Raw genomic sequence first — 18131 nt, forward strand, 5'->3', positions numbered from 1 at the left:
TCTGGGGAGAGAGTGATGGTCAGGCGCGGCAGTAATCTTTTGCGTATTTCCGCGGTGGTGGCTGGTGCCGCGCTAATCGGCCTGACGGGTGCTTCGAGCATCGCACAGACGCCCGTTTCCAAGAACAGCAATTCGGTTGCGATCTATAAGGACGCGTCGAAACCTGTCGAAGCTCGGGTTGAAGATTTACTCAAGCGAATGACGCTCGAGGAGAAGACTGCGCAGCTGGTCACCCTTTGGGAGCAAAAGGGCAAGATCCAGACCGACGACGGCACATTCTCCCCGGAAGAGGCGTCGCAGAACTTTCCCAACGGGATCGGCCAGATTGCGCGCCCATCCGATCGTCGTGGAGTGACGCAAACCAATGCGGGTGCCGCGGGCGCATCGGCCGGATCGGTGAACCGGAATGCACGCGAGACCGCCGATTATATCAATGCTGCGCAGCATTGGGCCGTCGAGCGCACACGCCTCGGCATTCCGATCCTGATGCACGAGGAGGCTCTGCACGGTTACGTAGCACGCGATGCGACCAGCTTTCCGCAGGCAATCGCACTTTCGAGCACCTGGGATCCCGCACTTCTAGAGCGGGTTTTCTCGGTTGCGGCGCGTGAAATGCGCGCGCGCGGAGCGACGCTTGCGCTGGCGCCGGTTGTTGACGTGGCTCGCGATCCGCGCTGGGGCCGAATCGAAGAAACATACGGCGAAGATCCTTACCTCGTCAGCGAGATGGGCCTGGCCGCCATCCGTGGATTCCAGGGATCGAAGCTGCCGCTGCCTGCAGACAAGATCATGGTCACGCTGAAGCACATGACAGGGCACGGTCAGCCGGAAAGCGGGACGAACATCGGTCCGGCTCATCTGGGTGAGCGCGAGCTTCGCGAAGTCTTCTTTCCGCCATTCGAACGCGCGGTTACAGAACTGCCGGTTCGCTCCGTCATGCCGTCCTACAACGAAATCGACGGCGTCCCCTCGCACGCCAACACTTGGCTGTTGACTGGCGTTCTCAAGAACGAGTGGGGGTTCAAGGGAGCCGTGGTCAGCGACTATTTCGCGATCAATGAACTCGTCACCCGGCACCGGATGTTCGCAAACGTCAAGGAGGCCGCAGAGCGGGCAATCAAGGCGGGCGTCGATTCGGAAACACCCGATCCGCAAGGCTTCACGTATCTTCCCGAACTCGTCCGCGAGGGCCGTGTATCGCAAGCGCGAGTCGATGACGCCGTTCGCCGGGTTCTTCGAATGAAGTTCGAAATGGGCCTGTTCGAAAACCCCTACGCCGATGCCGCGACAGCCGATGCGAAGACCGCGTCGCCGGATGCGATTGCACTGGCCCGTGAAGCGGCCCAGCGGTCGATGATCCTGCTGAAGAACACCAACAACTTGCTGCCCCTCGATCCAACCAAGATTCGCAGGATGGCAGTGCTTGGAACTCATGCGCGCGATACGCCGATCGGCGGGTATAGCGATGTGCCTCGCCACGTCGTCAGCGTGCTCGAAGGGATGCAAGCCGCAGGGCAGGGCAAGTTCGCCGTTGACTATGCGGAAGGGGTCCGGCTGACGGAGAGCCGCTGCTGGTCCTGCGACGAGGTCAAACTCATCGACCCCGAAGTGAATCGGAAGCTGATTGCCGAGGCGGTTGAGACGGCGCGGAAGGCAGATGTCGTGGTCATGGTGCTCGGTGACAACGAACAGCTCAGCCGCGAAGCTTGGGCGGACAACCATCTTGGCGACCGCTCATCCCTCGACCTCGTCGGGCAGCAGGAAGACTTGGCTCGCGCAGTGTTGGCGCTCAAGAAGCCGACTGTCGTCCTGCTTCTCAACGGCCGTCCGTTGGCGGTGAACTATCTTGCCGCAAATGCGCCGGCGCTGATCGAGGGCTGGTACCTAGGACAGGAGACCGGGAATGCGGTTGCGGACGTCGTGTTCGGCAAGGTCAATCCGGGCGGCAAGCTCCCGGTGACGATCGCTCGTTCGGTCGGGCAGCTTCCGGTTTACTACAACCGCAAGCCGTCTTCGCGCCGCGGCTACCTGTTCGATACAACGTCGCCACTTTATCCGTTCGGATACGGGCTCAGCTATACGACGTTCGATATCTCCGCGCCGCGCATTGCCCGGCCGACGATTCGCAACGGGGAGACAGCGCAGGTCAGCGTCGATGTAACGAACACTGGAAGCCGGCAGGGCGATGAGGTCGTGCAGCTTTACATCCATGATGATCAGGCGACGGTCACTCGACCTCTGATTGAGCTCAAGCGGTTCAAGCGCGTTTCACTGCAGCCGGGCGAAAAGCAGTCCGTTACCTTCGAGCTGAAGCCGAACGACCTTGCGCTTTGGAACATGGATATGAAGCGCGTGGTCGAACCCGGTACGTTCACAATCTCGGCGGGCCCGAACTCTGCCGAGTTGAAGACCGCAACGCTGACGGTTGCTGCTCGCTAGGCCTTGCACATGCTTTCGAGGATCGGCTGGTAGTCGGTCCTCGACGGCAGCGGCCCTTTCGCCGAAGCCTTTCTCTCCAGTCCCTGAGGTTCAGCCGGAAGAGCTGGACTGGTCTGGTCCGCATAGGCCGGGTCCGCTTCCGCCTGTGCCAGGCTTACGAAGGTGAACCCTTCATCCCGGTACAGCTTCAGCAGTCGGGGCAGCATCTTGCCTTCGAACGCGCTGGTGTGGAGCAGGAGGACATATGGAATGTCGCGCCCGTAGACGGTCTTCGAGAGCTGGCGAAAATAGCCGATGTTTTCCCGGGCTGACTCCAGGAACGTTTCTTCCAGCTTGGCGACGCCAGCGACATTGCCGGAATCCATGCATCGCGCATAGGGCGCCGTCCACGCCCAATCGCTGAAGTCCATGGTGACGGCGGCGATCTTGTACCCGTGACGAGCAAGCACTTCCCGCGACGCTGCGCGCTTTTCCGGTGACCCGCCTTCATCTAGGTACGGATAGCGAAACCACCGCCAATCGCCCGTCGAAATCGGCTTCAGCACGGGATCGTTCTTCAGCAGTTCCTGCTCGAATTCCGCGGCGCTGATCTCGCTGAGATGTCGGTGCGCCCAGCCATGATTGGCAAGGGGAAGCGCGGCATCCTTCCAAGCCTGGAGAACCTTGGCGGTCGAAGGATCACGCGCGGTCCAATATCCATTGACGAAGCCGTAGGCCTCGACTTTCTCGGCCTTGAGCGCGGCGATGACTTCGTGAGCGACATTCTCAGGCGTGACAGTTTTCGGGAACGGGCCGTGGACTGGCAGGTCATCGACAGTGATGGCGATTTGCAGTGGTTGTTCCGCGGCGGATGCGCAGCCGGTCGACATCAGAACTGCGATTGCGAACGCGGTACACTGCCTCATCTATCGACCTTTCTCTGAACCGCTGACATCCGGTGATTGATATGCGTGCACGCCGAACATGGTGCCGACGAACCCGCCGGCGCGCTTCGTGCTCAGGACTGTCCCGTCGACGTCCTTCGCAAGCAGGTTCCAGCGATTGCCGTCGTTGCTCCAGCTGAAGTCATATTTGCCGCCGTGCGCATCGATTCGCAGTTGTACGCGGCCCTTTCTGCTCAGTGCAGCCTGTTGGATGATTGCACCCGTCGCAGGATCGCTCGAACCAGCGCGGCGCTTCAGGCGGATAACGGGCTGTCCCTTATCCTCGCCCACCGCGAGGAAGTACCAGAAATCATCGCTCTGAAGCGCGACGACCCCGGCTTCAACGCCCTTCGACGGATCGAACCGGATTTCGGTCGTCGCGGTGGCGTTGAGGTGCTGCTGCCGGCGGGCGAGGAATGAGGGGTTGCCGTTGTCACCAAGCGCGACCGGGCGCGCGCGAAGCTCCAGGGCGCCGCGTCCAATCTTCCACCAATTCTCGCGCGGATTACGCATCATCATCCAGTGCAGCGGCAGCTCCTCTCCGGCGAAATCCTCGCGGAAGACGAACGCTCCGTTCAATGGGACTGGCGGCTTGTCTCCGCCCGGCAGGTTGGGCCGTGCCGCCACCCAGGGAATGGCCTCGCCTGGCTTTGTGATTGTGGGCCAGCCGTCCTTCCAGTGCACAGGCATCAAGAAGGTCTCGCGGCCAGTGTTGTAGAAATCGCCGGCGTACGGGCGCGTAGCGAGGAAGGTCGCCCACCATTCGCCGCGGCTGGTCTGGACGAAGTCGGCGTGGCCGGCGGACGTGATCGGGTTCGGGCGATCGCGCGGCAGATCGCGCTGGGTCAGGATCGGGTTGCCGGGGAACGGCTCGTACGGGCCCGTAACGCTCCGGCTGCGAAGTACGACTTGCGAGTGGCCTTCGGCGGTTCCGCCTTCAGCTGCGATCAAATAGTACCAGCCGTCCTTGCGGAAGATGTGTGGCCCTTCAATCCAGATCGGCTTTTCCTCGGGCCGCACTCCGCCATTGACGAGCAAGGTCCGCGGTCCCGTGAGCTTCAGTGTCTTGGTGTCGAACCGCTGAACCCAGATGGCGCGATGTCCATCGTACAGGGGCTTGCCGGGTGGGGGCTGGTTGTTGACCAGCCAGGCGCTGCCGTCCTCATCGAAAAAGAGGGATGGATCGATCCCGCCTTCGATCTCCGGAAGCCAGGTCGGCTGGGACCATGGCCCCGCAGGGTTCTTCGCCGTGATGACGAAATTGCCGCCGCAATCGACGCAGGTGTTGACGATGTAGAAGATCCCGTCGTGCCAGCTAATGGCGGGTGCGAATACGCCGCGCGAAAGGCCGAGCGTCTTGAATTCCAGCTGCTCCGGGCGATCGATTGCGTTTCCGATCTGCGTCCAGTTCACCAGGTCGCGGCTGTGGAAGACAGGGATGCCGGGAAACCAGCTGAAGGTCGAGTTGACGAGATAATAGTCGTCGCCGACACGAGTGATGCTCGGATCCGGATAGAAGCCTTGCAGGATCGGGTTTGAATATTCCGTCGGCGTCGGCTTCGGCAGATTGTCGTCACCGCGATATTCGAACCAGTTGAACGATGCGACCGAGGCTGCGGCAAGCAGCAGGTTCGTTAGCATCAGAGGCCTTCCGCAATCTGTTTCAGGGTCATTCGCATCCGCTCGAGAAGCTGCGGCGTGAGATCGCCAAGCACGCCGCGAGCATGGGCGGGCAGATGCTCGGCGGGGTCGCCGTTCGCTTCGAACACGTAGTGGTCGAACAGGGTTCGCCAGACATCGCGCTGATCAGGCGGCAGATGTTTCAGGGCGAAGAACGCATACATCAGTGCATCGTAAGGCTGGCCTAGGCCGGGTCGAGTATCGTTCCACCAATAGTTCACGAAGAAATTGAAGGGCTCCAGCGATTCAACGCCGTGCCACCATTGGTACGGAATGTAGATGGCGTCTCCCGGCCTCAGCTCAGCTGTTTGAGCGCTGGAGAGCGCGTCGGCGAAGCGCGGAAACCGCTCGAAGTCGGGTTCATTCAGATTGACGATGCTGATCGGAGTGCCCGCCGGCGTCAGCTCGAAAGGTCCCGCGTACAAATTGGCGATCTGATCGGGCGGAAAGAGTGTGAACTTGCGTCGTCCGGCGACGACCACACCCAAGTTTTCGAAAAGGTCGTAGTGCGGCGCGACGTGAATTCGATTTCCGATCCACATTCGCGGTGCGACGCTCGAATTGACCAATTCGGTCCCGTTCTCATCGGCGAAGCCGGGCAAGACCTTCGGGATGATTTCGGACTGGACCGCCATGGCCATCGGCGCGTCGGCCTGGCGGTCGCGCAGTAGTCGATCGAGAAACGGATCCAGCGCCGTTTGCCCTCGCTGGAAATTCAGGTCCTTGAGATCATCCGTATAGAAGAAATGACCTGCGATCTCGGACGGCCCGCGAATTGCGGCGACACGCGCCTCGGATGAGAATCGCTTGACGTAATCGACCAGAGATTCGTCGGACTTTTTCGCCGCAGCCACCGCGGGCCAGTCGGCGGCGATTCCGCGTAGAACCGCGGGTTGTCGCGATGGGCGGATTTCTCCCTCCAACACGGAGGCGTCTACCTCGTCATATTCGCGGATTGGCTTCGGTTCCGGGACATCCATCAGGAGGCGCGCCGCGCGGTCACATTGCTGAGCCCGCCGATCTGCCTGAGGAAGTCGTCCTGCATGGGCATCATCCGTGCCGTGTTGGCAATGACTTCCCGGATATGGACCAGGCGCTTCAGCGTCTCGTCATCCGGCAGGATATCGGCCGCCGGGTGATAGCTTTCCGCTTCGATGCCCTGGCCGACCATCACGGCTAGCCAGCTGGTCTCAGTGAACAACTCGTTGTGCTCGCGGTAGATCCGTCCGTTGGCCCGGAACATGTCCAGCTTGTACGCGAGGCCTTCCGGCGGCTCGAGCGTGCGACAGTAATTCCAGAAGTCTGAATCGTCGCGCGTCGTTGCTTTGTAATGCAGGACGAGGAAGTCGCGGATGTCGATATATTCCTTGATCGTCTGATCGTTGAAGCGGTCAATTTCCTCTTCATCGAATCCGCGCGAGGGGAAGAGCGACATCAACCGGGCAATGCCGGATTGGACGAGGTGGATGCTGGTAGATTCTAGTGGTTCGAGGAATCCCCCGGCGAGGCCGAACGCGACGACGTTCTTAACCCATGGCTTTCTGCGATGTCCGGCCGTGAAGCGGAGCGGGCGCGGGTCGGCAAGTGCCTCGCCGTCGAGGTTGGCGAGCAGGACCGAGGCGGCTTCGTCGTCTGAAATATGCGCGCTCGAGTAGACGTAACCGTTGCCGATGCGATGCTGGAGCGGGATCCGCCATTGCCAACCCGCCGACCGCGCGGTCGAGCGCGTCAAAGGCTGATGATCGCCTCCGAGTTCGCAAGGCGCGGCAAGCGCGCGATCGCAGGGGAGCCACGCCGACCAATCCTCGAAGCCGCTCTTTAGGGTCTGCTCGATCAGGAGTCCGCGGAAGCCGGAACAATCGATGAAAAGCTCGCCCTCGACACGCTTCCCGCTTTCAAGGACGACAGCTTCAACGAAGCCAGTCTCGGCGTTTTGAACGACTTCGACGATCCGCCCCTCGGTACGGGTGACACCGGCCGCTTCCGCCATTTTGCGCAAGTACCGCGCATAGAGGCTCGCATCGAACTGGAAGGCGTAAGCAATCTTGGACAGAGGGGAGTTCGGCTGGTCGGAACGGGGATGTGAGAACTTCCCCATGACTCCGGCAATGCCGCCGAGCGAGTAATCGCCAAGCGGAGTGTCATCGCCCAGCATCCGGCCCTTGAGCCAGTGATGGTGGAATTCCACCCCCTTCATGTCGAGCCCGTAATAGCCAAACGGATGGACGTAGCGGTGCCCGATATGAGTCCAGTCGACGAATTCGATTCCGAGCTTGTACGTCGCGTTGGTTTCGCGGCAGAATTCGCCTTCGTCGATTTCCAGTAGCTGGTTGAACAACGTAATTTGCGGGATCGTTGCTTCGCCAACGCCAACGGTTCCGATCTCCTCGGATTCCACCAGCTCGACTTTGAAGTCGGGAATGTCTCCCATGATCTTCGACAGGGCCGCGGCGGACATCCAGCCTGCTGTGCCACCGCCGACGACGACCACCTTGCGGATGCGGTCGGGCCTCAAAAGATGAACTCCGGGAGCTCGGGTTCGGAGCGACGTCGATGGCCCAGGATTTCCGCGAGAAATTCGCCGTGGCTCGGAAGCCTTTCGGCGGCCTGGAGATTGGCCAGCCGCATCTGCTCCAGCGCGGCCGCAACCTTCTGCTCGTCCAGCGCGTCCGCGATCGGATCGTAGCTCTCTGGCAGGATGCCTTGCCCCAACATCACCGCGACCCAGCTCGTGCGTGCGAACAACTCTGCATTCTCCCGGAATATGCGGGCCTTGGAGCGCCACAGATCGATCTTCCGCTGAAGGCTGTCCGGCAATTCCATGGCTGCGCACGATTTCCAGAAGTCCGAGTCCGTGCGGCGGTTCGCCCAGTAATGGAGAATGACGAAGTCGCGGACGTCTTCGAACAGGTTTTGAATCTGCTGGTTATATTCATCGCGCTCGATCGGGCTGAAGCGCTTGTCCGGGAATAATGCGAGCAGCCGGGCGATCCCGGCCTGGATCAGGTGGATGCTGGTCGATTCAAGCGGCTCGACGAAGCCGCTGGCCAGCCCCAGCGCCACGACGTTCTTGTTCCACGCGAGAAGCCGCCGACCGGTGGTGAACGAAAGTGCACGCGGGTCGGCTAGTTGTTCGCCTTCCAGGTTGTCGAGAAGGAGCTGGGCCGCATCGTCATCGGAGATATGCGCGCTGGAATAGACCAGGCCGTTGCCCATCCGGTGCTGCAGCGGGATGCGCCATTGCCAGCCGCTGCCGTGTGCGGTGGATCGCGTGAACGGATCGGGCTGTCCGTCATAGGTGCTCGGCACTGCCAGCGCCCGATCACAGGGCAGCCAGTGGGTCCAATCTTCGTATCCGGTCTCGAGATCCTGTTCGATCAGGAGTCCGCGAAAGCCGGAACAGTCGATGAAAAGATCGCCCTCGATGGTCCGGCCATTGTCGAGGGTGACGGCTTCGACGAACCCGTCCTCGCCACGCAGGCGCGTCTCGACAATTTTGCCCTCGATCCGGCGGACACCGAGGCGCTCGGCGTAGCTGCGCAGGTATGCGGCATACAGGCTGGCGTCGAAATGGAAGGCATGCGTCATCCCCGACAACGGGGGACGCGTTTCGGGACCAGGTCTGGCGCAACGGCCAAGCGACGATGCCACTGCGGTAATCGACCAGGCGGAGATATCCTGCATCACTCGCTGGCTTCGTTCGCGCAGGTAGAGTTGGTGGAAATGAACACCCTGCAGGTCGTGCCCGTAGTTCCCGAACGGGTGGAAGTAGCGATGTCCGATCTGCCCCCAGTTCACGAACTCGATCCCGAGTTTGAACGTGCCCTTGGTTGCCGCGAGGAACTCGTCTTCGTCGATGCCGAGCATGGCGTTGAAGTTGACCAGCGGCGGAATGGTCGCTTCGCCCACTCCAATGGTGCCGATGTCCTCGGACTCGATCAGGCTTGTCTGCGTGTATCCATTGTCGAGATAACGCGAGAGCGCCGCAGCCGCCATCCAGCCGGCAGTGCCGCCGCCGACGATAACGACATTGCGGATACTATGCTCGTTCATCGCGGCTCCTGCCTGGCGAGATTGCGGAGGTAGTTTGCGTGCGATGGCGCCCTTGCGACAACCGCGCTGATGGCGTCACGCATTTGCTGCATGGCTCGCGCCGATTCACTCGTGGTCATCTCGTCGAGCAGCGGGTCGGATCGGCGCGGAAACACGCCCTGGCCGATCAGGACCGCCGCCCAGCTGTCACGAGCGAAGGTCTCTTCCTCATAAAACGGAAGCCGGCCGCGTTCGCGAAACTGGGTCAACGTATGCTCTAGCGAAGCGGGCAGGGGCCGCGTTGAGGCGTCTGTCCAGAAGGCCTCATCCGGGCGGTGCGAGGCCACGTAATGGAGCATGACGAAATCGCGAACGCGGTCCGCTTCTGCATTGGTCTGCCGGTTGTAATCCCACAGCTCCACCGGGGAGCAATCCGTGTCCGGCATCATCGCGACGAGACGATCGATCGCGCTGTGAGCCAGATGAAGGTTGGTCCATTCGAGGGGCTCGATTGAAACCGCCGCGTCCCCGATCGCCACGCAGTTACGGAACCATGGCTCTGAATATCGTCCCGGCCGGATTTCAATCCGCTCCGCATCGTCCAGTATCGCATTCGCGTCATCATCGGCGAGGTGCCGGGAGGAGTAGGTCACGCCCTCGGTCCGGCGCGATGGTGATGAGGCTTCCCATCGCCAGCCTGCATTGAACGTGCGCACCTGGTCTAAAGACGAAGCCTCTGCTCCGGCGGGTCGATCGGAGATCAAAAGGCGGTCGCAGGGGAGGTAGCTGCTCCACTCCTCGATGACTCGATCCAGCTTTCCTCGGATCGTCGCATCAGGTCCCGAAGCGTCGATGTAGAGGTCGCCTGCTATTTCCGCTCCGTCGCTTAACGCCAGCGCGTCGATGAAGCCGTCTTCGGACCGGAGGCGAACCTCGCCGATTTCGGACACTAACTCCTTGGCTCCGAGATGCGTCGCGTAGGCGCGCATCATCTGGCCGTAGACCGGTGGGTCGATCGTCAGGCCGTAGGCGAGATCCATTTGGCCGTCCGTCGCGGAGAACTTCCCCTCGGCACCGAGTGCGGCAGCACAGCAAAAAGCGTCGAACAATTCGACATCCCCAAGCTCCCTCGCGCGGAGCCAATGCTGGTAAAAAGGGGAGGCGCCCAATTGCCGGCCATAAGGGCCGTAGGCATGCACATAATTTGGATGTTCGACCGACCATCCCCGGAACTCAGTGCCGAAGCGAAGGCCGCTCTTGGCGTTTAGGATCGTGTCGACGTCGTTAAGACCGATGTCGGCGTGGAAATCGACGATCGATGGAAGCGTGCAGGGCAGACGGTCGGCCAGTGCATCCGGCGAGGGGGCCGTCGCAATGACAGTTACGTCAAGCGTCGGGATGCGGCGCTTCAACGCGGCGGCGGCCGACCAACCGACGATGCCGCCGCCGACAATAACAATCGTCGAGATCGATCGTGGACCCATTCAGGCGGCCATCGGGCAATAGCGCCCAATCATGTCGATATGGTTGGGCATGGTCTGCGCGGCATGAAGAACTTCGGCACGGAGCTTCTCCATCCCGGCTGCAAGCGATTCGGGGTCAGGACCATTGACCCGCATATCGTGGCCCTGCGGAATGACTCGCTGGCCGAGGTAAACGGCAATCCAGCTCGCCTCCAGGAAGACGCCTTCGCGATATTTGACGACCCTGCCGCGTCGGCGAAACAGATCAAGCTTTTCGGCGAGCGAGTCCGGAATCGGCATCGTTCGGACATAGTCCCAGAACGGCGTGTCCGACCGTTCAGTCGCATGGTAATGCAGGATCAGGAAATCCCGGATCCGGTCATATTCCAGATCGATCAGCCGGTTGAATTCGTCCCGGTCTGAGGGCGCGATCTGCTTTTCCGGGAACAGTTCGATCAAAGCGGTGATCGCTGCCTGGATAAGATAGATGCTAGTCGATTCCAACGGCTCAAGGAAACCGCTGGCCAGACCGACGGAAACGCAATTGCCCACCCAGCTCCGCTCGCGACGGCCGGCACGGAAGCGCAACACCCGAGGGTCCGCGATCGGCTCCCCCTCAACAGAAGCGACGAGGGCGTCAATCGCCGTCTGCTCGTCGGTAAAGCCACTCGCGTGGACATAGCCATTGCCAGTGCGATGCTGGAGCGGGATCCGCCAGCGCCATCCCGCGTCCATGGCAATGGCGCTCGTATAAGGCGTGACCGCAGTCTCCGTCTTGCAGGGCATCGCGACGGCCCGGTCGCACGGCAGCCACTTCGACCAATCCTGGAAAGGTTCGTTGAGCGTCTTGCCGATCAGCAGCGACGCAAATCCGGAGCAGTCAACGAATAGGTCGCCGGTGATGCGTTCTCCGTTCGCAAGGCGGATCGCCGTGATGTTGCCCGTCTCTCCGTCAATCTCGGCATCGACGATCCTTCCCTCCGTGCGCTGTGCGCCGAGGCTTTCCGCGATCTGGCGAAGGAATGGCGCGAATAGAGTCGCGTCAAATTGGTAGGCGTAATTGAACGTGGACGCGATCTGGGCGGGGTCCGAAGAAGGTAGATCGAACTTGCCCAACCGCGCGATCATGCAGCCGAGCGAATATTGCTCCAGATCTTCCACCGTCCGGCCCTCGTGGACCATTCGCAGCCAATATTGGTGAAAGCCGATGTCGCCCTGCGCGCGGCCGAATGTGCCGAACGGATGGATATAGCTGTCCCCGATCTTGCCCCAGTTCTCGAATTCGATCCCGAGCTTGAAGGTGGCTCGTGTCCTGGCCATGAACTCGGCCTCGTCGATACCGAGCCGCTCATTGAAGCCACGAATGTGCGGCAGTGTCGCTTCTCCGACGCCGACGATTCCGATCTCTTCCGATTCGACGAGATGAACATGACAGCGACCGGGCAGCAACTTCGTCAGCGCTGACGCGGTCATCCATCCGGCAGTGCCGCCTCCGACAATTACGACGTCCAAGCTTGGTTGCGCTAACATTTCTCACCCCAGTCCATGTTGTAAGCGCCTGCTTTCGCCAACGTCAAATGGCTGTTTAACGGTTGCAGAACCTGCAAAAATATCGCGACTTCAATCGCTTATCTCGCATGTGGCAGTTTTGATACATCACTTTGCCCATCAACGAATCTCCCTCTTGCACATGTTAAGCCGCTCGTATTATCGTCCGTGCAGAGAGAGACAGCGCTGGGGCTTGTTAGCGCTAACACGGGGAGAGTTCATGTCGTCACCGGTTATCGGCGGCCAAAGGCTGCAGTTTGGGCTGAACGCATCTCTGCGCTGCGGAGTGTCGGCTTTGGCCATGTGCGTCCTTGGGACCGCTCCGGCTTATGCTCAATCGACAGAGACAACGCCGTCTGAGGCGACCGTCGATGCGACGGCTGCGCAAGATACCGGGACTTCCAGCTCCACGGAAACGACCGACAACACCGATGACAAGGCCATCGTCGTCACGGGCATCCGGCAGAGCCTTGCGAACTCACAGAACATCAAGCGCAACGCCGATACGGTTGTGGACGCAATCACTGCGCAGGACATTGGCGCTCTGCCGGACCGGTCGGTCACCGAGGCGCTCCAGCGCGTTCCTGGCGTTTCGATCAACCGCTTCGCCGGCAGCAACGACCCCGACCACTTTTCGGTCGAAGGTTCAGCCGTTGCGATTCGCGGCCTGAGCTTCGTCCGGTCGGAGTTCAACGGCCGCGATACCTTCGCCACGGGCGTTGGCGGACAGGCCATCAATTTCGCCGATGTGCCGGCGGAACTGCTCGGTTCGGTCGAGGTGTACAAGAACTCGACTGCGGAAATGATCGAGGGCGGACTTTCAGGTGCCGTCAACATGAACCTGCGTTTGCCGTTCGACCAGAAGGGCCTTCGCATCGGCTTCGACCTGGAGGCCAATTACAGCGACCTGGCGGAAAAGTGGTCGCCGGTTGGTTCGATCCTCGTCAGCAACACCTGGGATACCGGCATGGGCCGGATCGGTTTGCTCGGCGCGGTTTCCTACTCGCAGGTGTTCAGCCGCGCGGACGGTGTTCAGATCACCAACTTCCAGGCTCGCGACGGCACGCAGGTTCCGGGTGCGAACAACGGACCGCTGATCTGCCGCAACCCGCTTCCGAGCGACAACGACACCACGACTCTACCTCCGTCAGGCTCGCCGTGCGGGACTGCGGAAACACCGGGGGCGGATGGGTTCGCAGATCAGCTGCCGCTCGCATACGCGCCGCTCGGTGGGCAATTCCGCACGCAGGATTTCAACCGCCAGCGCAGGGGCATTGCCGCAGCGGCCCAGTGGGAAAGCCTCGACCGGCGTGCGCTCCTGACAGCGCAGTTCCTCCGTTCGCACGCGACCCAGAAATGGGGCGAGCATACGTTTGAGGCCGCGCCTGACTTGTCCGAATACAATACCTATCCCGCGGGCTGCCAGCCGAACGGCAACGGGCCAGGCGGAACCACCCGCGCCGAATGTCCGGTCGGTGGGTTCCAGAATTATCAGTACGACGACGACGGCATTTTCGAGAGCGGCTACATCACCGTCCCGACGGGCGGCTGGCGTGGCAGCCCGTATGGCGCCGGATGGGGCACGCAAGTCGTTGGCGATCGCGTGCCGGTCGGGGGCATGCAGCACTCGCTGGCTCGTCGTCAGGTCGATGACGACAACAAAGTCACCGACATGGGCGTCAATTTCAAATACAACGTCGACGATCACTGGTCATTCGCTGTCGACGCGCAGCGCGTGAAGGCGAAGCACGACAATCTGGACGTCAGCGTTTTCGGATCGAACTTTGCCGACCAGGAAGTCGACCTGACTGGAAACAGTCCGGACGTCATCCTGCACAAGCCCTTGAATCTCGGAAATCCGACTTCGCCTGAATTGTCGGGCGCGACGGACGACGAATACTTCAGCAATCCTCGCTACACCTTCTGGCGTGCAGCGATGGATCACGCGGAAAAGAGCCGCGGCGATCAGTGGTCGTTCCGCGGCGACATCACCTACAACTTCCTGGATGACGTGCCCTTCTTGCGGCGTGCGAAGTTCGGTGCTCGTTACGCCGACCGCGACCAGACGGTGAAATACTCCACATACAACTGGGGTTCGCTGTCTGAGGTTTGGAGCACTGCGGTGTTCATGGACCAGGTGGGCGGCGCTAACGTCGAACAGTACAGCTTCAACAACTTCTTCCGTGGTGACACCACGCGACCACCGACGGCGAACTATTACGCCGGTGACCTGATCGATGGTTATCAGAACGCGATCGACTTCTTCGAGAGCGTGCAGGCAGCCGGTGTTGCTGGAGGCGGAAGCGCCAACAGTTGGAATTCGCTGGCCAACCGTCCAGGCGTCGTTCCTGGAACGCTGTTCCTGCCGAGCGAAATTCAGGAAGTCAGCGAGACGAACAAGGCCGCGTACGCGATGCTGAACTTCGGCAGCGACGAACCGATCTTTGGCAATGTCCGGCTCGATGGCAACATCGGCATCCGGTACGTGACTACGAAAGTCACATCGCTGGGTTCGATCGGCGTTCCTTCGCAGTCCGCGCTGGGTATCACGAATCCCTTTGCCATTCGCTGCGCCGTTCCGCCGCCGCCTGCGCCGCAGGTGCCGCCGACCGGCGTTTGCCTCCTCGGGCCGGCCGGCTACGCCGACCTGCAGACCTGGGCGACGGGTCAGACGACCGAGGACCTCGCCAAGAATGACTATCATTATTGGTTGCCAAGCCTGAACCTGAAGTTCGGCCTGACCAACGATCTCATCCTGCGTTTCGCGGCCTCGAAGAATCTGGCTCGACCAGAAATGGCGAACATCCGGAACTTCCTGACGATTGGCTCGGACACGAGCGCTGGGTTCCAGTTGACGGCGACGGCGGGCAATCCGTTCCTGAAGCCCGCAATCTCGAAGAATTTCGATGCGAGCCTGGAGTGGTATTTCGCTCGAGTGGGATCGCTGACGTTCAACGCATTCTACAAGACGATCCACAACTTCTTCTTCCAGGACGTCACCAACCGCGACATCACGAGCAACGGCATCACACAGACCGTAATCGTTCGTGGTCCAGCCAACTACGACGGTAACGGCAAGGTGAAGGGTTTCGAGATTGCTTACCAGCAAACCTTCGATTTCCTTCCGGGCCTGCTCAGCGGCTTCGGCATCAACGCCAACTACACGCACATCAAGAGCAAGGGCCTGCCGAACTCGATGCTGAATGGCGGTGCTCCGGTGAACACGCCTCCGGGCGGCGTTTCCGGCAACTTGCCGCTTGAGCAATTGTCGAAGCACAACGTCAATATCGAAGGCTTCTACGAGAAGGGTCCGGTATCCTTCCGTCTCGCCTACAACTGGCGTTCGAAATTCCTGCTGACCGCAGCCGACGTGATCTTCCCGTACGACCCGATCTTTAATGACAAGACCGGGCAGCTGGATGCTTCGGCGTTCTTCTCGGTCACGAAGGACATCAAGGTCGGTGTCCAGGCGGTGAACCTGACGAACGAGGTGACCAAGACCCTCCAGCAATTCACGACAACCGGATTGCTGGGTCCGCGGTCCTACTTCATGAACGATCGCAGGTTCTCGTTCATCCTGCGCGGCACCTTCACGCCGGCGCCGCCGCCGCCACCGGCTCCGCCGCCTCCGCCACCACCTCCGCCGCCGCCTCCGGCGACCCAGACGTGCGCGGACGGGTCAGTGATCCTGGCGACGGATGCGTGCCCGGTTCCGCCGCCTCCGCCTCCGCCGCCGCCGCCGGCTCCAGAGCGCGGATAGCAGAACGGGCGAAAGCCCTCTCCCGGGGCCCCTCCGCGTAAACGGAGGGGCCCCTTTTTTTTTCCGATCAGTGCCCTGGGACGTTGGGGAAGGTCAGCGCCTCGTAATAGCCGAGGCTATGCGCAGGAGGTTGCACACCCTCAGGGAGTTGCCGCCCCGACACGTTCGAGAAATAGGCTAGAGAAGCATCGCGCCACCACCGGGCCTCAGCTTCCTGAATCCCGAGGAAGGCGTCGACTTCGTTGAAGCGCTCAGCATCGATCTCACCTTGCAAAGCGCGCCACGTTCGGCGCATCTCCTGCACCCGACTGACGCCATCATCATACCGGAAGGCCAACTCACCCCACAACGAGCGCCCACTTCGCATTCGCTCATCCCAACCCACATGATGGAACCAGAGAAGGTAATCGTCCGGCACGCAGCGGCGATTGCTGAAGCAGCCGGCGACCCGGGGTGAATATTGCGCAACTGCATCGCTTCCGGACTTTGTCCGGTCGAAGCCGATGCCGTCTTTGGCGGCCTTGTGGAAATAGGTCGGGTTCCAGTCCGCACGCTCGAGGTTGTTGACCCAGGGGCCAGGCCCATAGTGATGGCCCGTCGCCATGAGGTGATGAAGCCCGAGCGGCGTCATGTAGTTCACGACTGCTTGTCGCGACCCCATCATCATGCCCACGATTGGTTCGACCACTTTGGGATCGTTGCCCCAAGTCATCCGAACCCATTCCTCAGCTGCCTCACGTGCCGGCAAGCCGTGATCCCAGGCTAGCCGACCGAACGCGTACCAATTGGCCTGGTCGAATTGTGAACCGGTCCAGTTGCGATCCGTGCCGACATTCGAAACACCCGCCATGCCGGCGATCGTGTCGGCGACGGGAGTTCCGCATTTCGGACGGCAGGTGTCGGCCTTCAGCACCTCCTCCCACATGGTCCCGAGAAAGGCGAGGTGGGTCGCAAATCCCAGATACTCCTTGGTGATCTGCGCCTCGAGCACCACTGGCGTCCTGGGCATGGCTCCGAACAGCGGATGGAACGGCTCGCGGGGCTGGAAATCGATCGGCCCGTTCTTGACCTGCAGCATGACATTGGGACGGAAGCTGCCGTCGAGCGGCCGGAACTCATCGAAGGCCTGCTTTGCGCGGTCTTCTCCTGGCTTTGCAGCGTACACGAACGCGCGCCAGATTACCGTTCCACCGTGAGGCTGCAGGGCCTCGGCCAGCATGTTGGCGCCGTCAGCGTGCGTACGGGCGTAATCTTGCGGTCCCGGCTGGCCTTCGGAGTTCGCCTTGACGAGAAAGCCACCGAAATCCGGGATGATCCGGTAGATCTCGTCCGACTTCGCACGCCACCAGGCACGGACCTTCGGATCGACCGGATCCGCGGTCTTCAGCCCGCCCAGCTCCAGTGGCGCGCTGAATCTTGCCGTCAGGAACACGCGGATTCCATATGGCCGGAAAACATCCGCGAGGGCCGCGACCTTGGCCAGGTAGAGGGGCGTCAGGACCTGGGCGTCAGCATTGACGTTGGTCAGCACCGTGGCGTTGATGCCGATCGAGGCATTGGCGCGCGCATAATCCGTGTAGCGCGGGTCTCGCCAGCGAGGCAGCTTTTGCCAATCCCACAGTGAGAAGCCGGAATATCCGCGCTCGACAGTGCGATCCAGGTTGTCCCAATGGTCAAGCATCCGCAGCCGTGACGCGGGCACGTCGCGGATGTTCAGCGTTTCAGCGAGTCGATGTGTCTGCAATTGCCGCAAGAAGGCGAAAGTGCCGTAAAGGACTCCAACTTCGTCATTTGCGGCAATCACCGTCACGCGATTGCCCGAGAGATTGACGCTGCGGATCAGGAACCCATCGCTGCCCAAACCGTCCAGTTTCAGTCCAATTCCTGCGATTACGCGCGACGACGCCGGCGTGCCAATCAGGATCGCGCCGTCCGAGAGGTCGCGTCGAAGAGGGGGCGTTGCGCCGAGCAGACCGCCGATGCCGCGCTGCAATTCTGCGACTGCCGCATTCAATGTCGGCGAGCTCCGCGTCTCGACGATGCTTTGCGCCTGTCGAACGTAGGCTTCTCGCTGCGAGTTCTCGATTGGCCGATAGCGGAGCCAGAGATCGTAGCCATCTTCGGCGCGGGCGGGGGTAGCAATCACCACCAACACGCTCAGAGCCAGCAAGGTCACTGCGCTATTCGGAAACCACCTGGCCATCATCTCACATCCGCGTTGAGTGGCCTGTTGCAGCGTGTTAGCGCTATCACAGGAAATTAAGTGTGGATGCAGCGTTATGGACA

10 protein-coding genes are annotated in these 18131 nt (G+C 61.1%); 2 read left to right on the plus strand and 8 right to left on the minus strand.

Annotated features, from left to right (window positions below; translation table 11 throughout):
* Positions 1–15 precede the first annotated feature (15 nt).
* Positions 16–2439, plus strand: coding sequence for a glycoside hydrolase family 3 N-terminal domain-containing protein (locus ABD928_RS13605; protein WP_345169668.1), 2424 nt, complete (start codon positions 16–18; stop codon positions 2437–2439).
* Here ABD928_RS13605 and ABD928_RS13610 read toward each other — a convergent pair.
* The 7 genes from ABD928_RS13610 to ABD928_RS13640 are packed head-to-tail and all read right to left on the minus strand — an operon-like array spanning position 2436 to position 12067.
* Positions 2436–3344 carry a polysaccharide deacetylase family protein gene (locus tag ABD928_RS13610; RefSeq protein ID WP_345169671.1) on the minus strand — a complete coding sequence of 303 codons (909 nt, stop codon included), beginning with the start codon at positions 3342–3344 and terminating at the stop codon, positions 2436–2438. The genes ABD928_RS13605 and ABD928_RS13610 overlap by 4 nt on opposite strands.
* The gene (locus tag ABD928_RS13615) at positions 3345–5003 is read right to left on the minus strand and encodes a glycoside hydrolase family 43 protein (protein WP_345169673.1); all 1659 of its coding nucleotides are present in this window, start codon (positions 5001–5003) and stop codon (positions 3345–3347) included.
* Positions 5003–6022, minus strand: a complete 1020-nt coding sequence (locus tag ABD928_RS13620) for a cupin-like domain-containing protein (protein ID WP_187714837.1) — start codon at positions 6020–6022, stop codon at positions 5003–5005. The genes ABD928_RS13615 and ABD928_RS13620 overlap by 1 nt, the downstream gene beginning before the upstream one ends.
* Positions 6022–7557 (minus strand): tryptophan halogenase family protein, encoded by a 1536-nt coding sequence (locus ABD928_RS13625; RefSeq protein ID WP_345169677.1) that lies wholly within the window; start codon positions 7555–7557, stop codon positions 6022–6024. Before ABD928_RS13625 ends, ABD928_RS13620 begins: the two co-directional genes overlap by 1 nt.
* On the minus strand, positions 7554–9095 hold the full coding sequence (locus tag ABD928_RS13630) for a tryptophan halogenase family protein (RefSeq protein ID WP_345169680.1): 1542 nt from the start codon (positions 9093–9095) through the stop codon (positions 7554–7556). The genes ABD928_RS13625 and ABD928_RS13630 overlap by 4 nt, the downstream gene beginning before the upstream one ends.
* A complete protein-coding gene (locus ABD928_RS13635) occupies positions 9092–10558 on the minus strand; it encodes a tryptophan halogenase family protein (RefSeq protein ID WP_345169683.1) in 1467 nt (488 codons plus the stop codon). Before ABD928_RS13635 ends, ABD928_RS13630 begins: the two co-directional genes overlap by 4 nt.
* Positions 10559–12067, minus strand: a complete 1509-nt coding sequence (locus tag ABD928_RS13640; RefSeq protein WP_425569728.1) for a tryptophan halogenase family protein — start codon at positions 12065–12067, stop codon at positions 10559–10561.
* A 238-nt stretch (positions 12068–12305) separates the two neighbouring features.
* Here ABD928_RS13640 and ABD928_RS13645 point away from each other — a divergent pair, with 238 nt between their 5' ends.
* Positions 12306–15845, plus strand: coding sequence for a TonB-dependent receptor (locus ABD928_RS13645; RefSeq protein WP_345169689.1), 3540 nt, complete (start codon positions 12306–12308; stop codon positions 15843–15845).
* Between the two features lie 67 nt (positions 15846–15912).
* Here ABD928_RS13645 and ABD928_RS13650 read toward each other — a convergent pair whose 3' ends face one another.
* Positions 15913–18048 (minus strand): alpha-glucuronidase family glycosyl hydrolase, encoded by a 2136-nt coding sequence (locus ABD928_RS13650; protein WP_345169692.1) that lies wholly within the window; start codon positions 18046–18048, stop codon positions 15913–15915.
* Positions 18049–18131 lie beyond the last annotated feature (83 nt).

It is taken from the genome of Sphingomonas daechungensis (assembly GCF_039543105.1).
Classification (GTDB): domain Bacteria; phylum Pseudomonadota; class Alphaproteobacteria; order Sphingomonadales; family Sphingomonadaceae; genus Sphingomicrobium; species Sphingomicrobium daechungense.